This window comes from Nonomuraea sp. NPDC049504, from assembly GCF_040676845.1.
GTDB lineage: Bacteria > Actinomycetota > Actinomycetes > Streptosporangiales > Streptosporangiaceae > Nonomuraea > Nonomuraea salmonea.
The window spans coordinates 25,570-39,194 of sequence record NZ_JBFAPT010000030.1; the positions used below are offsets into that span (position 1 = coordinate 25,570).

At 72.4% G+C, this 13,625-nt stretch carries 13 protein-coding genes; 9 read left to right on the forward strand and 4 right to left on the reverse strand.

Annotated elements, in window-relative coordinates:
* The first annotated feature begins 33 nt into the window (after nt 1-33).
* Both AB0K28_RS41405 and AB0K28_RS41410 read left to right on the forward strand, forming a co-directional pair.
* On the forward strand, nt 34-711 hold the full coding sequence (locus AB0K28_RS41405; RefSeq protein WP_345388174.1) for an ABC transporter ATP-binding protein: 678 nt from the start codon (nt 34-36) through the stop codon (nt 709-711).
* Nucleotides 708-2,645 carry an FtsX-like permease family protein gene (locus AB0K28_RS41410; RefSeq protein WP_364381255.1) on the forward strand — a complete coding sequence of 646 codons (1,938 nt, stop codon included), beginning with the start codon at nt 708-710 and terminating at the stop codon, nt 2,643-2,645. Before AB0K28_RS41405 ends, AB0K28_RS41410 begins: the two co-directional genes overlap by 4 nt.
* 3 nt (nt 2,646-2,648) lie before the next feature.
* On the opposite strand, the gene AB0K28_RS41415 is transcribed toward AB0K28_RS41410, so the two are convergent.
* A complete protein-coding gene (locus AB0K28_RS41415; protein ID WP_364381257.1) occupies nt 2,649-3,650 on the reverse strand; it encodes an LLM class F420-dependent oxidoreductase in 1,002 nt (333 codons plus the stop codon).
* 87 nt (nt 3,651-3,737) lie between these two features.
* On the opposite strand from AB0K28_RS41415, the gene AB0K28_RS41420 reads away from it, so the two are divergent.
* Nucleotides 3,738-5,165: a sulfatase gene (locus AB0K28_RS41420; protein ID WP_364381260.1), complete on the forward strand. Its 1,428-nt coding sequence runs from the start codon at nt 3,738-3,740 to the stop codon at nt 5,163-5,165.
* A 35-nt stretch (nt 5,166-5,200) separates the two neighbouring features.
* Here the strand turns inward: AB0K28_RS41420 and AB0K28_RS41425 are convergent, their stop codons facing one another.
* Nucleotides 5,201-5,935, reverse strand: a complete 735-nt coding sequence (locus tag AB0K28_RS41425; protein ID WP_364381263.1) for an FCD domain-containing protein — start codon at nt 5,933-5,935, stop codon at nt 5,201-5,203.
* An 81-nt stretch (nt 5,936-6,016) separates the two neighbouring features.
* On the opposite strand from AB0K28_RS41425, the gene AB0K28_RS41430 reads away from it, so the two are divergent.
* The 3 genes from AB0K28_RS41430 to AB0K28_RS41440 are packed head-to-tail and all read left to right on the forward strand — an operon-like array spanning nt 6,017 to nt 8,714.
* The gene (locus tag AB0K28_RS41430; protein WP_345388164.1) at nt 6,017-6,748 is read left to right on the forward strand and encodes a (Fe-S)-binding protein; all 732 of its coding nucleotides are present in this window, start codon (nt 6,017-6,019) and stop codon (nt 6,746-6,748) included.
* Nucleotides 6,745-8,154 carry a lactate utilization protein B gene (locus AB0K28_RS41435; protein ID WP_364381266.1) on the forward strand — a complete coding sequence of 470 codons (1,410 nt, stop codon included), beginning with the start codon at nt 6,745-6,747 and terminating at the stop codon, nt 8,152-8,154. The genes AB0K28_RS41430 and AB0K28_RS41435 overlap by 4 nt, the downstream gene beginning before the upstream one ends.
* Complete coding sequence (locus AB0K28_RS41440) at nt 8,151-8,714, forward strand: LUD domain-containing protein (protein ID WP_364381269.1); 564 nt, start codon at nt 8,151-8,153, stop codon at nt 8,712-8,714. Before AB0K28_RS41435 ends, AB0K28_RS41440 begins: the two co-directional genes overlap by 4 nt.
* 155 nt (nt 8,715-8,869) lie before the next feature.
* Here the strand turns inward: AB0K28_RS41440 and AB0K28_RS41445 are convergent, their stop codons facing one another.
* A complete protein-coding gene (locus tag AB0K28_RS41445) occupies nt 8,870-9,883 on the reverse strand; it encodes a Vms1/Ankzf1 family peptidyl-tRNA hydrolase (protein WP_364381272.1) in 1,014 nt (337 codons plus the stop codon).
* A gap of 3 nt (nt 9,884-9,886) precedes the next feature.
* The gene (locus AB0K28_RS41450; RefSeq protein ID WP_345388156.1) at nt 9,887-10,291 is read right to left on the reverse strand and encodes a DUF2795 domain-containing protein; all 405 of its coding nucleotides are present in this window, start codon (nt 10,289-10,291) and stop codon (nt 9,887-9,889) included.
* Between the two features lie 77 nt (nt 10,292-10,368).
* On the opposite strand from AB0K28_RS41450, the gene AB0K28_RS41455 reads away from it, so the two are divergent.
* The 3 genes from AB0K28_RS41455 (at nt 10,369) to AB0K28_RS41465 (ending at nt 13,620) form a co-directional block, all read left to right on the forward strand.
* The gene (locus AB0K28_RS41455) at nt 10,369-11,448 is read left to right on the forward strand and encodes a GNAT family N-acetyltransferase (protein WP_364381276.1); all 1,080 of its coding nucleotides are present in this window, start codon (nt 10,369-10,371) and stop codon (nt 11,446-11,448) included.
* 79 nt (nt 11,449-11,527) lie between these two features.
* Nucleotides 11,528-12,706, forward strand: coding sequence for an SAM-dependent methyltransferase (locus tag AB0K28_RS41460; RefSeq protein WP_345409334.1), 1,179 nt, complete (start codon nt 11,528-11,530; stop codon nt 12,704-12,706).
* Between the two features lie 68 nt (nt 12,707-12,774).
* On the forward strand, nt 12,775-13,620 hold the full coding sequence (locus AB0K28_RS41465) for a sirohydrochlorin chelatase (protein ID WP_364381279.1): 846 nt from the start codon (nt 12,775-12,777) through the stop codon (nt 13,618-13,620).
* The last annotated feature ends 5 nt before the right edge of the window (nt 13,621-13,625 follow it).

The window sequence follows — 13,625 nt, forward strand, 5'->3', positions numbered from 1 at the left end:
GCCGGTCCCTTCCTTCCCGGAAGGCTGGTCGCCATGAACGACGTACTTGTTGGACGAGCCCTGACCAAGCGGTTCGGGCAGACGACGGCGCTGGGTGGCGTGGACATCACCGTTCCGGCCGGCGAAGCGGTGGCGATCATGGGACCGAGCGGGTCCGGCAAGTCGACCCTGCTGCACTGCCTGGCCGGCATCATGAAGCCGGACGACGGCGAGGTGCACCTGCTCGGGCAGCGCATCGACAAGCTCGGCGAGCGCAGGCGCAGCGCGCTTCGGCGCACCCGCTTCGGCTTCGTCTTCCAGTTCGGCCAGCTGCTGCCCGAGCTGCCCGCCGACGAGAACGTGGCGCTGCCGCTCATGCTGGGCGGGGTGCCGCGGACGCAGGCCGTACGCCAGGCCCGCGAGTGGTTCTGGCCGCTCGGGCTGAACGGCATGGAGACCAGGCGGCCGGGCGAGCTGTCCGGCGGCCAGGCGCAGCGGGTGGCCATCGCCAGGGCCCTGGTGACCAAGCCGGCGGTGGTCTTCGCCGACGAGCCCACGGGGGCGCTCGACCAGCAGACCGGCCAGGAGACCATGCGGCTGCTGGTGGAGGCGACCAAGCACAACGGCGCCTGCCTGATCGTCGTCACCCACGACCCCAACGTGGCCTCCTGGTGCGACCGCACGGTCGAGGTCCGCGACGGCCGCCTGCTGGCGAGCGGGGCGATGGCGTGAACCTAGACCTCACCTGGCGCCTCATCAAGGGCGGCGGGCGCAAGGGGATGCTCGGCACCTGGCTGACGTTCGGGGCGGTGGCCGTGGCGACGGCGCTGCTGCTGTTCGCGGTGGCCGCCAATTTCGCCTTCCAGGCCAGGGCCGAGCGCGGTGCCTGGCGCAACCCGGTGCCCGCCACCACGGGCGCGGTCGCCGTCGAGGCGCAGCGCTTCGACTTCGTCCGCGACCAGAAGATCACCGTCATCGACCTGGCCGCGCTCAAGGGCGCGGACCCGGAAGCGCCGCCCGGCCTGCCGCGCTTCCCCGCGCCCGGCGAGGTGTGGCTGTCGCCCGCGCTCGCCGAGCTGGCCGACGAGCTGCCCGCGGCCGAGCTGGCCGCGCGCTATCCGAAGCGCGCGGGCGTCATCGGCGACGAGGCCCTGGTGTACCCGGGCGAGCTGGTCGCGGTCTTCGGCCAGGCACCGGACGCGCCCGCGATGACGGCGCCCCGCCTCGACGACTGGGTCATGTCCAGGCCGCCGGTCAAGGTCGCGAGCCTGGCCGGGGAGCCGAGCGAGGACGCGGTCGCCTACCAGTGGCTGTCCGCCATCGCCATGGTGCTCATGGTGGTGCCGCTGCTGGTGTTCGGCGGGGCGGCGGCGCGGCTCACGGTCGCGAGACGTGACCGGCGGCTGGCCGCGCTGCGGCTGGTCGGCGCCACACCCGGCCAGGTCGTCGCGATGACCGTGACCGAGGCGGTGCTCGTCGCGCTGGCCGGCGCGCTCACCGGAGCCGTCGTCTACGCGCTGTCCGTGCCGCTGTTGACGCGCATCGAGATGCAGGGCGGCCCCTGGTTCGCCGGCGACCTGCTGCCCGGCCCGCTGCTCCTCGCCGGGGCGCTGGTCGCGGTGCCGCTGCTGGTCGGCCTGTCGGCGGTGGCCGGGCTGCGGCGGGTCGTGGTGAGCCCGCTCGGCGTGGCCAAGCGGGAGACGCCGCCCGCCATGCGGATCTTCCGGGTGCTCGCCCTGTTCGCGGCCCTCGCCGTCTTCCCCCTGCTGAGCAGGGAGACCAGCGTCACCCTCATCGCGATCGCGCTCGCCCTGGCGTTCCTCTGCCTCAACCTGGCGGGACCCTGGGTGGTCGGCGTCATCGGCCGCATCGCGGCCAAGAGCGCGCGCGCTCCGGCCGGGCTGCTGGCCGCCCGGCGGCTCGTGGACGACCCGCGCTCGGCCTGGCGCACGGTGAGCGGCGTGGCGCTGACCGGGTTCGTGGCGGGCTTCCTCGGCCTGCTCAGCCCTGGGGCGTTCGAAGAGGTCACAGGGCCGCCCCAGCTCAGCGTGAGCGTCACCGAGGGCAAGCTCGCCGAGGTGGCCGGGCAGGCCCGCGACCGGCTCAAGGAGGCCGGCGTGACCGCCACCGTCGAGCCGCGGGACAAGGCCGTGGTCGCCGCGCTGGGCAGCTCGGCCGACGCCGCGACCCTGGACAGGGCGCGTACCGCGCTGGCCGGCCTCGTGCCCGGCCACACGCCCACCACCCAGGAGGAGGGCCGGCGCTTCGGCTCGGAGATCCTCGCCGACATCAGGGTCGGGACGATCGTGGTGCTGTCGGTGTCGTTCCTGGTGGCCATCACCAGCTCGGGGATCACCGCCATGTCGTCGGTGCTGGACCGGCGGCAGACGTACGGGTTGCTGCGCCTGGCCGGCACGCCGCTGGAGGTGCTCGACAAGGCGCGCAGGTCCGAGACGCTCATCCCGCTGACCGTGATGGGCGGCGGCGCGATCCTGACCGGGGTGTTCTGCGGGCTGCCGTTCATGCTCGGCGAGCCCAACGTGACCGGCGCGCTGACCCTCGCGGTCTGCGTCGTCGCCGGCTTCGCCGGGGTGATCGGGGCGGGCGCGCTGAGCCGGCCGCTGCTGCGCTCGGTCACCACCGACCCCGCGCCGCGCCCCGACTAGCCGCTAGCCGAGCACGAGGTCGCGGACGAGCTTCAGCGAGGGCTCGTCCCGCACCCCCATCACCAGCAGGCTGGTGACCGGGCTGCGGTGCCACAGCTCGAGGCGTTCCTTGATCCGGCCGGGCGGGCCGACGAGCGAGATGCCGTCGGCCAGCTCGTCCGGGATCGCACGGAACGCCTCGTCCCTGCGTCCTGCCAGGTAGAGCGACTGGATGTGCTCGGCGGCCTCGGCGTAGCCCATGCGGCCGATGATGTCGGCGTGGAAGTTGCGCTGCTTGGCGCCCATGCCGCCGATGTAGAGGGTCAGCATGGTCTTGACGCCATCGAGCGCGGCCCGTACGTCGTCGGAGATCACCACCAGCACCATGGCGGCCACGTCGAAGCCGGCGGGGGCGCCGGCGAGCGCGTCGCCGTACATCTGCTCGATCTTCTCGGGGAACGCGAACAGCGGCAGCCAGCCCTGTGCCACCTCGGCGGCCAGGGCCACGTTCTTGGGCCCTTCCGCGCCGAGATAGACGGGGATGTCCTGCCGGAGCGGGTGCGTGATGAGCTTGAGCGGCTTGCCGAGGCCGCCCGGCAGCGGCAGCGGGTAGTGCGGGCCTTCGCCGGTCACCGGCTCCTCGCGGCGCCACACCTTGCGCATGATCTCGACGTACTCGCGGGTCCTGGCCAGCGGCTTGGCGAACGGCTGGCCGTACCAGCCCTCCACGACCTGCGGGCCCGACGCGCCCACGCCCAGCAGCAGCCGGCCGCCGGTGAGGTGGTCGAGGGTCATCGCGGTCATCGCCGTCGTGACCGGCGGCCTGGCGGAGATCTGCGCGATCGAGGTGCCGAGCTTGATGCGGCTGGTACGCGCGCCGTACCAGGCGAGGGGGGTGAACACGTCGCTGCCGTACGCCTCGGCGGTCCACACCGAGTCGTAGCCGAGCCGTTCGGCCGCCAGCACCGATTCGGTCGCGTCGTCGGCGCCGCGCTGCCAGTAGCCGAGGTTCAGGCCGAGCTTCATTTCAAGGACCACCTCCGGAATTAAGTTCTATTACTGCCGTGGCGGCCCAACGTGTCAATGGCGGATCCTCCGGGGAAGTCACACTCTGTGCTGAAGGCCCTGTCGCGACTCGTCTGCCTGCTGCTCCTGCTGCCGGCGGCCGAGCCCAGCGTGGCCCAGAGCCAGTCGCGGCCCAACATCGTCGTCATCATGGCCGACGACCTCGAGACCGGCACGCTCCACCACTTCCCGACCATCACCCAGCAGCTCGTGGCCCAGGGCGCCTCGTTCGACCGCCACTTCGTGACCAACTCCTGGTGCTGCCCGTCCCGTTCGTCGATCCTGCGCTCCCAGCACGTCCACAGCCACGGCGTGCTCACCAACACCGCTCCCGAGGGCGGCTTCCACCGCTTCCACGAGCTGGGCCTGGAACGCTCCACCCTCGGCACCTGGATGCAGCAGGCCGGCTACCGCACCGCGCTGATGGGCAAGTTCCTCAACCACTATCCGGGGAACTCGGCGCCCGAGACGTACGTGCCGCCCGGCTGGAACGACTGGCGGGTCCCCGTACGCGCCCTCTACGAGGAGTACGGCTACCGGCTCAACGAGAACGGCGCGCTGCGCGACTACGGCTGGGCCGAGCAGGACTACCTGTCCGACGTGCTCGCCGGTCACGCCCGCTCCTTCATCACGGCCTCCGACCAGCCGTTCTTCCTCTATCTGAACCCGGTGGGCCCGCACAATCCGGCCAATCCCGCCTTCCGGCACGCCGAGGCCTTCCCGATGGAGGTCGCGCCGCGCACGCCGTCGTACGACCAGGACGACATCAGTGCCGAGCCGCTGTGGATGCAGATGCAGCCGCCGCTGTCGCCGCGCGCGGAGGCCGCCGTCGACGAGCGGCACCGCGCCAGGCTGCGCTCGATGCTCGGCGTGGACGACCTGGTCGGCTCGGTGCTGCGGGCTCTGGAGGAGTCGGGCAAGCTGGAGAACACCTACGTCTTCTTCACCTCCGACAACGGCTTCCACCTCGGCACGCACCGGATCAAGCACGGCAAGACCACGCCGTTCGACGAGGCGATCAGGGTGCCGCTCGTCGTCAGAGGGCCGGGCGTCGCGCCCGGCTCGACGGTCGCGCACATGAGCGCCACGATCGACCTCGCGCCGACCGTCGCCGAGCTGGGCGGCGCCACCGTTCCGGACTTCGCCGAGGGGCGCTCGCTGGCGCCGCTGCTGCGCGGGCAGCCGCCGCCGGAGTGGCGCAGACAGGTGCTCGTGGAGTTCGTCCGCCCGGCCAACCGCATGTCGGCGGCCCAGACGCCCGTGCCCGCCTACCAGGCGCTACGCACCGAGCAGTACACGTACGTGCGGTACGAGACGGGGGAGCGGCAGCTCTACGACCTCGACGCCGACCCCTACCAGCTCGACAACCTCGCCATGTCCGCCGACCTGTCGCTGCTGGCCCGGCTGGACGAGCGGCTGTCGGCGATGGTCGCGTGCTCGGGGGCGACCTGCCGGCAGGCCGACCGGGTGGAGTGAGACCGGGTGGAGTGAGACCGGGTGGAGTGAGCGGGTCAGCGGAAGAGCGTGGGGTAGGCGTGCGCCAGATGCTCGGAGACCGCTCGCGCCGCCTCCTCGGGGTCGCCGCCGTCGATGGCCTCGAGGATGCGTACGTGGTCGGCGCGCAGCACCGAGGTGTCGCCCAGCCGGCGCACCGCCTCCACCGAGTACTTGCGCATCGAGTCGCGCAGCGACCGCATGATGGCGGCCACCAGCCGGTTGCCGGAGGCGTCCGCGATCGCGCAGTGGAAGGCCGTGTCGTGCTCAACGAACTCCTCAGGCGACCCGGCCGCGTCCATCCCGGCCAGCGCCGCCGCCAGCTCCGTGGTGGCGGCACCCCCTGCGGCACTCACTGTGGCACTCACTGTGGCGGCGCGGGTGGCGGCGTGGGCGGCCGCCCACTGCTCGATCATGTGCCGGGTGTCGATGACCTCGCGCATCTCCAGGCCGGTCAGGCCGAGGTGGAGGCGCAGCAGGTCGCTCAGCGCCGAGTCGGGGCGCGAGGTGAGCACCGCGCCCGCGTCGGGGCCCCGTCCCGCCTGCGACGAGACCACGCCGAGGGTCTCCAGCACGCGCATCGCCTCGCGTACGGAGGAGCGGCTCACGCCGAACTGCTCGGCGAGGTGCCGCTCGGCGGGCAGCCGGTCGCCCACGGTGAGGCCGTCCTCGGCGATGCGCCGCTCGATCTGAGCGAGGACGTCCTCGAACGTCCGCGTCCGCTTGACGGGACGCCAGCCGGTTCCGTCCAACAGCCCTCCCTGGCCGGACATGATGGCTTCGAGTATGGTCTGACCATATTGTGGTCGGACCATACCTTTGGAAGGAGAGTCGTGCGAGTCGCCCTGTTCATTACATGCGTGAACGACACGCTCTTCCCCGGCACCGGCAAGGCGGTCGTGTCGCTCCTGCGCAGGCTCGGCTGCGAGGTGGACTTCCCCGCCGCCCAGACCTGCTGCGGGCAGATGCACGTCAACACCGGCTATCGGACGGAGGGCGTACGGCTGGCGCGGCACTTCACGGAGGTCTTCGCCGGGTACGACGCCGTGGTGGCGCCGTCGGGATCGTGCGCGGCCATGGTGCGCGAGCAGTATCCGAAGCTGGCCAAGCCGGGCAGCCGGGGCGCGGCGGCGATCGCGGAGGTCGCGCCCAAGGTGTACGAGCTGTCGGAGTTCCTGATCGACGTCCTGAAGGTTGACGACGTCGGGGCATATTTCCCGCACCGGGTGACATATCACCCGACGTGCCACTCGCTGCGCGGCCTCCACCTGGGCGACCGTCCCCTGCGGCTGCTGCGGAACGTGCGCGGCCTCGAACTCGTCCCGCTGCCCGGCGCCGAGGAGTGCTGCGGCTTCGGCGGCACGTTCGCCGTGAAGAACCCGGCGATCTCCGCCGCGATGGGCGCCGACAAGACCCGCAACATCCTGGACACCGGCGCCGAGGTGCTGTGCGCGGCCGACAACTCCTGCCTCATGCACATCGGCGGCACGCTGGGCCGGCAGCGGGCGGGCGTCAGGACCATGCATCTGGCCGAGATCCTCGCGTCCACGGAGGAGGCCCAATGAGCGCGACATTCCTCGGAATGCCAGGAAATTTCCCGGAAAACTCGGAGAAAGCTGTCCAGAACTCGCAGCTGCGCTTCAACCTCCGCAAGGCCACCCACACCATTCGCGGCAAGCGCGCCTCCGTCGTCGGCGAGCTGCCCGACTGGCAGGAGCTGCGCGCCGCCGGCAAGGCCATCAAGGACCACACGCTGCGCAACCTCGACCGCTACCTGCTCCAGCTGGAGGCCGCGGTCACCACGGCCGGCGGCACCGTCCACTGGGCCAGGGACGCCGCCGAGGCCAACCGCATCGTCACCGAGCTGGTCAAGGCCACCGGCGAGCACGAGGTGGTAAAGGTCAAGTCGATGGCCACCCAGGAGATCGGGCTCAACGAGGCGCTCGCCGAGCACGGCATCAGCGCGTACGAGACCGACCTCGCCGAGCTGATCGTGCAGCTCGGCGACGACTTCCCGAGCCACATCCTGGTTCCCGCCATCCACCGCAACCGCTCGGAGATCCGGGAGATCTTCCTCGACAAGATGCCCGGCGTCTCGGCCGACCTCACCGACGACCCGCCCGCGCTGACCGAGGCGGCCCGGCTCCACCTGCGCGAACGCTTCCTCAGGAGCAAGGTCGCGATCTCCGGCGCCAACTTCATGGTGGCCGAGAGCGGCACCCTCGTCGTGCTGGAGTCGGAGGGCAACGGCCGCATGTGCCTGTCGCTGCCCGAGACCCTCATCAGCGTCGTCGGGATCGAGAAGCTGCTGCCGTCCTGGCGGGATCTGGAGGTGTTCCTCCAGCTTCTGCCGCGCAGCTCCACCGGCGAGCGGATGAACCCGTACACGAGCATGTGGACCGGCGCCGTCGAGGGCCAGGACTTTCACCTGGTGCTGCTCGACAACGGCCGCACCGACGTGCTCGCCGACGAGGTGGGCCGCCAGGCGCTGCGCTGCATCCGCTGCTCGGCCTGCCTGAACGTGTGCCCCGTGTACGAGCGGGCCGGCGGCCACGCGTACGGCTCGGTCTATCCCGGGCCGATCGGCGCGATCCTCACCCCGCAGCTCAGAGGCATGACCTCGGAGCTGGACGCCTCGCTGCCGTACGCCTCCAGCCTGTGCGGCGCCTGCTACGAGGTGTGCCCGGTCGCCATCGACATCCCAGAGGTCCTGGTGGACCTGCGCGCCAAGGCGCCGCACGGCGCGGCCGAGAAGGCCGGCATGAAGGTGGCCGGCTGGGTGCTCGACGACCACGAACGCCTGGCCAAGGCGCAGCGCGCGGCCTCCCGCCTGCGCAAGGTGGTACCGAGACGGCTGCCGGGGCCGCTGTCGGCGTGGACCGACACCAGGGACGTGCCGGAGATCCCCGAGGAGCCGTTCAGGGACTGGTGGAAGCGGACCGGCGGCGGCGCGGGCGAGGAGGCGGAATGAGCGCGCGTGAGGAGATCCTGGCCAGGATCGGCAGGGCCGTGGCGGGGGCGCCCGATGTCGAGATCCCGCGCGGCTACCGCGTGCGGCGGGAGGTGGACACGGCCGAGCTGGTACGCCTGTTCGCCGAGCGGGTGGACGACTACCGCGCGATCGTGCACGTCGTGGCGGCTGCCGACGTGCCGGCCACCATCGACGCGTGTCTGGGCGAGCGCAGGATGGTCGTCCCCGACGGCTTCGACCGGGAGGGCGGCTGGCCCGACCTGCGGACCGCCGACGGCGTGATCACCGGCTGCGCGGTCGCGGTCGCCGAGACCGGCACCATCGTCCTCGACCATGGCCCCGGCCAGGGCACGCGGGCGCAGACGCTGGTGCCCGACTACCACCTGTGCGTGGTGCGGGCGGACCAGATCGTCCCCGGCGTGCCTGAAGCGATCGCCAGGCTCGACCCGTCGCGGCCCCTCACCTGGATCAGCGGGCCCTCGGCGACCAGCGACATCGAGCTGAACCGGGTCGAGGGCGTCCACGGCCCCCGGACCCTGGAAGTGGTCATCAGCACCTGAGGCACTCTGCTGAGTGCCACCGCCGGTCCTGGCCGGTGGCGGTGGCCCGTCGCGGCGTCCTGGTCTGGGCGATGGGCCGTCGCGGCGTCCTGGCCTGTGGTGAGGCGCCGTGGCGGCGTCCTGGCCTGTGGTGAGGCGCCGTGGCGGCGTTTCTGTCAGTAGCGCAGGACCGCGGCGACGTCCTTGACGTCGTCGGTGAACCACACCTCGGCGTCCGTCATCGCGGCCGCCCTGACCAGCGCGGAGTCGGCGCGCTCACGCACCGGCTCGGCCACCCCCCAGTGGCGCAGCTCGTTGGGGTCGGTGCCCACCTGCGTGCCGCCATCGCCGACCCAGACCGGCGCGGGCAGCTCACCGGGCATCAGTACCGCGTGCACGCGGCCCTCGCGCAGCGCCTGCGCGACGCGCGCGGGCCCGGCGGGCGCGGCCGACTCCTGGTGACGTTCGAGCAACTCGGCGCAGCGGCGGGCGAGCCACTCGTCGAGCGCGCGCTCCACGTCCTTCTCGAACTGCCCGTGGTCGTCGCGGCTCCCGTGCTCGACGATCGTCACGCGGTCGGCCGACTGGGTGCCGAGATGGCGCAGCAGGTACGAGCGCGACTTCGGCTGCCCGGCCACCAGGACCAGCTCCGCGCCGATCCTGCGTACCTGCTCGTCGATCTCGTGCGCGACCGCGACCGCGTTCTTCTCCCAGGTGTCCTCGACGGCCTGCTCGTAGCGGCGCTGCGACCAGCCGCCCTGTGACGTCTTCTGCAAAGGCCACGACTCGGCCTCCACCGTCGTCCTGCGCGGCGCGCCGCCGCCGTACACGGTCACCTCGGCCCCCGCGTGGTCCACGATGACCCGGATGTGCGGCACGTTCTCCCCGCGCCGCATCAGCATCGGCGTGACGTGCGGCAGCGGCGAGCAGGTGGCCAGCTCATCGGGCGGCCGCGCCAGCGACTCCGCCAGCACCACCGTGCCGTCCGTCGCGAACAGCGCCCGCCCGGCGGCGGCCTGCAGCGCCTCCTCTTCGAGCGCCTCGATGGTGGCGTCGTCCACCTGGTGGTCGAGCCGGTCGCGGACGCTGCGCCAGTGGGCCTTGCGCTCCGGGACGGTGAGCGCTCCCATGTAGACCGACGCGTACGGTCCGCGCCGGTCGTACAGGGGGCGGATGAAGTCGAGCCGCACGGTTCAGAACCTCCGCTGCTCCACGCCGAGACCGAGGGTCTTGGCGATGTCGGACATGTTCGTGTAGTCGCGATCGGGCAGCGACTCCACCATGTCGGTCACGGGATCGGGAGCGCCTTCACGGCGGGCCCTGGCCAGCAGTTCCTCCTTCGAGGCCGGCCAATGGGTGTCGCTCAGCCACTTCGCCAGGTCGCTGCGGACGTCCACGTCACGCTGCGTCATGCCCTCCGAGACGCCGGGCGCGTGACCGGGCGGGTACGACGACGACTCCTCTCCGGCGGACGGCATGGCCTCGGGCTCCTTCCACTCCTCGGCGTGCGTCGTGCCGCCGCCGCGCATCATGCCCTCGGTCTCGTGCTTCTGCTCCTCGTCCAGGCGGGGTCCGTGCTTGTCGCTCCCACGTTCCATGCTTCTCTCACTCCTCTCTGATGCGCCCCTACCCCCGCTTTCGTGGGCAAACATCGCGGCTGTGTACCCTGCCCAGCGTGTTCGACCCCGATGTGCGCATCGCCACGGCCCGGCTGACGCTGCGGCCGTTCGGCCCTGCGGACGAGCCCAGGATCCGCTCGATCGTCAAGTCCGGCGTACGGTTCCTGCCGCCGGGCGCGCCCGCCAAGGCCGGCGGCGTCGAGCAGTGGCTGCGGCAGGGCGTGCACGAGCTGCGCCGCAGCGGCCAGGGCATCCACCTCGCGATGACCGACGGCGAGGGCATCATCGTGGGCGCGATCAGCCTGTTCAAGACCTCATGGAGCACGGGGACGACCGAGGTCGGCTACGGCGTGCACCCCCTCTACCGGGGGCGCGGCTTCGCCACCGAGGCGGTGCGCGGGCTGGCGAAGTGGGCGTTCGAGACCGTCGGGCTGCGCCGCATCGACCTGACCGCGAACCTGGACAACCACGCCTCGCTCAGCGTCGCCCGCAAAGCGGGCTTCACCTGGGAGGGCGTCGTCCGCGAAGCCGTGCTGGACGACGACGGCACGCACGACCTCGTCGTTCTCGGCCTGCTGCGCACCGACAGCCCGGCACCCGGCGCCACGCTGCCGAAGGCGGACCTGCTCACCCAGCGGCTCCGGCTGCGCCCCCAGGAGCCGCGCGACGCGCCGCACCTGGCGGCCACCGGCGCCGACCCACTCACCCAGGAGTACACGGGCGTGCCGCGCGGCTACACCGAGGAGCACGCGCGCGCCTACATCGCCCACACCGAGCGCCAGCGCATCCGCGGCATCGGCGTCGCCTGGACCGCCGAGGAGCTCGCGACCGGCAGGTACGCGGTCAACCTCGACCTGCGCGACCTCGACTGGCACAACAGGACCGCCGAGGTCGGCTACATGACCGCGCCCTGGGCCAGGGGCAACGGCTACGCGGCCGAAGCCGTGCTGGCCGTCGCCCGCTGGCTGTTCGAGCGGCACGGCTTCGCCCGGCTCCAGCTGCGCGCCGCCACCGCCAACACCGCCTCCCAGCGGGTCGCCGAGAAGGCCGGCTTCGTCCGCGAGGGCGTCGCGCGCTCGTCGCTGGCCGGCGAGGACCTGGTCGTCTACAGCCTCATCCCGTCGGATCTGGCCTGAGGGCACGGCGGACTGACCCCGTCCCCCTTTGTGAAACCCCTCCGCAGCCGTCACCCTTGAGGTGAGGACGGTGAGGCGCATGATCACGGTGGTCGGCTGGGACGGTTCCGAGCTGTCGGCCAGGGCGGTGACCAGGCTGCACGAGGCGGGGCTCGTCGTGGGCCCCGACGCGATCATCGGGCAGCTCAAGCTGAACGCGGCGACCGCGCGGGACACGTCGCTGCTGGAGACCATCGACGACCATCTCGAACACGGCGAGGGCCCCGCGGTCGTGCTCGTCCAGGGCGACCCCGGCTTCTTCGGCGTCGTCCGCGAGCTGCGGGCACACGGCCTCAAACCGGACGTCCTGCCCGCCACGTCCCTCGTCGGCAGGGCCTTCGCCCGCGCCGGGCTGCACTGGGACGATGCCCTGGTCGTGGCGCCGTCCGGGCCCGCCCAGCTCGCCAGGGTGGTCAACGCCTGCCGCGCCCACCCCAAGGTCGCCCTGCTCGTCGCGCCCGGCGTCGGCCCCGCCGAGATCGCCAGGGAGCTGGCGCCCACCACGCCGCGCGCGCTCATCGTCTGCGAGGACCTCGGCGGCCCCGACGAGCGCGTCACCCACAGCCGCATGGGCGAGGCCACCACCCGGCCGTGGAAGGACCCCGACGTGGTGCTCGTCGTCGATCCGCTGCACCGGCCGGGCGAGCGGGGCTGGGTGGCGGGCGCGCAGCCGGGGCCGCAGGAGTGGGCGCTGGCGTTCGGCGACGACGGGATCCCGCCCGAGGTGCGGGCGTACGTGCTGGCCAAGCTGGGGCCGCGGCTCGGCGACCTGGTCTGGGACGTCGGCGCCGGCGTCGGCCAGATCGCCGTCGAGTGCGCCAGGCTCGGCGCGGCCGTCGTGGCCGTCGAACGCGACGAGGCCCGCTGTGCCGCGCTGCGCGCCAACGTACTCGAACATGGGGTGAAAGTGGCGCTGACCAGGGGACAGGCGCCGCCCGCGCTGGAGCCGCTGCCCGACCCCGACGCCGTCTACGTGGGCGGCGGCGGGCTCGACGTGATCGACGCCTGCGCCGCGCGGCGGCCACGCGCGCTGGTCTGCGCGCTGCGCAAGGTCGAGCAGGTGCCCGCCGTGCTCGACCGGCTGCGCGAGCAGGGCTACCGGGGCGAGGGTACGCAGATCCTGGCCTCCAGGCTGAGCGTCGACCCCGACGGCGCACACCGCCTGACCGCCGCCGACCCCGTCTTCGTGGTGCACGCCAGGCCCGCGCACACAGGGTGACCTGTTCCCTACCGGCGCGCATCGGTTATCCTCGCGTGACTTTGTCTACCGCACCGGAGAATCCCTCAATGAAGCCGCCGCTCCTGCTGATCGGGCAGGGCTCACAGGACGACGCCTACGCCGCCGAGTTCGGCAGGTTCGTACACCGCCTGCGCTGCCGCCTCGACCAGACGGGCGCCGACGTCTCTGGCGGCTATCTCGAGCGGGCCACGCCCCGGCTGAGCGACTCGGTCGCCTCCCTCGTCGCGCGGGGGCACCACCGGCTGGTCGCGCTGCCGCTGAGCCTCAGCAGGGTGGGCGAGGAGTTCCCGGCCGCGATGGCGCTTGAGCAGCAGCGCCACCCCACGCTCATGTACGACTACGGCCGCCCCCTCGGCCCCGACCCGCGCGTGCTCGCGCTGCTGGCCGAGCGGCTCAACGAGGCCGCCACCGAGATCTCCCGTCCGCGCTCGCTGGAGCTCGCCGGTGCCAGGCCCCGGCTGCGCGCGGTCGACGCCTCGCCGTCCGAAGACCTCCACGCCCACGTCGAGCCGGGCGAGACCGCCGTCGTCCTGGTCGGCGAGGGCTCCACCGACGCCACCGCCAACGCGGAGATCCACCGCGTCTCCCGGCTGTTCTGGGAGACCCACGCCTACGACTTCATGACCGTCGAGACCGCGTTCGTCTCCGTCACGCCGCCCGGCGTGCCCGGCGGGCTCGAACGCTGCCGCCGGCTCGGCGCCAAGCGCGTCATCGTGGTGCCGTACCTGCTGTTCGCGGGCGGGCTGCTGGAGCGAGTGTGGGCGCAGGCGCTGGCGTACGGCGCCGGGCACCCCGATCTCGACATCCGCTGCGCCGAGGTGATCGGCGACTGCGAGACACTCGCTGACGTCGTCATCGACCGCTACGAAGAAGCGCTCCAACTCGTCCCGTAAGTGGA

Coding starts and splice junctions, on each gene's coding strand:
- AB0K28_RS41465 (WP_364381279.1), top strand. CDS start 12,775: ATGAAGCCGCCGCTCCTGCTGATCGGGCAGGGCTCACAGGACGACGCC.
- AB0K28_RS41460 (WP_345409334.1), top strand. CDS start 11,528: ATGATCACGGTGGTCGGCTGGGACGGTTCCGAGCTGTCGGCCAGGGCG.
- AB0K28_RS41440 (WP_364381269.1), top strand. CDS start 8,151: ATGAGCGCGCGTGAGGAGATCCTGGCCAGGATCGGCAGGGCCGTGGCG.
- AB0K28_RS41435 (WP_364381266.1), top strand. CDS start 6,745: ATGAGCGCGACATTCCTCGGAATGCCAGGAAATTTCCCGGAAAACTCG.
- AB0K28_RS41450 (WP_345388156.1), bottom strand. CDS start 10,291: ATGGAACGTGGGAGCGACAAGCACGGACCCCGCCTGGACGAGGAGCAG.
- AB0K28_RS41415 (WP_364381257.1), bottom strand. CDS start 3,650: ATGAAGCTCGGCCTGAACCTCGGCTACTGGCAGCGCGGCGCCGACGAC.
- AB0K28_RS41405 (WP_345388174.1), top strand. CDS start 34: ATGAACGACGTACTTGTTGGACGAGCCCTGACCAAGCGGTTCGGGCAG.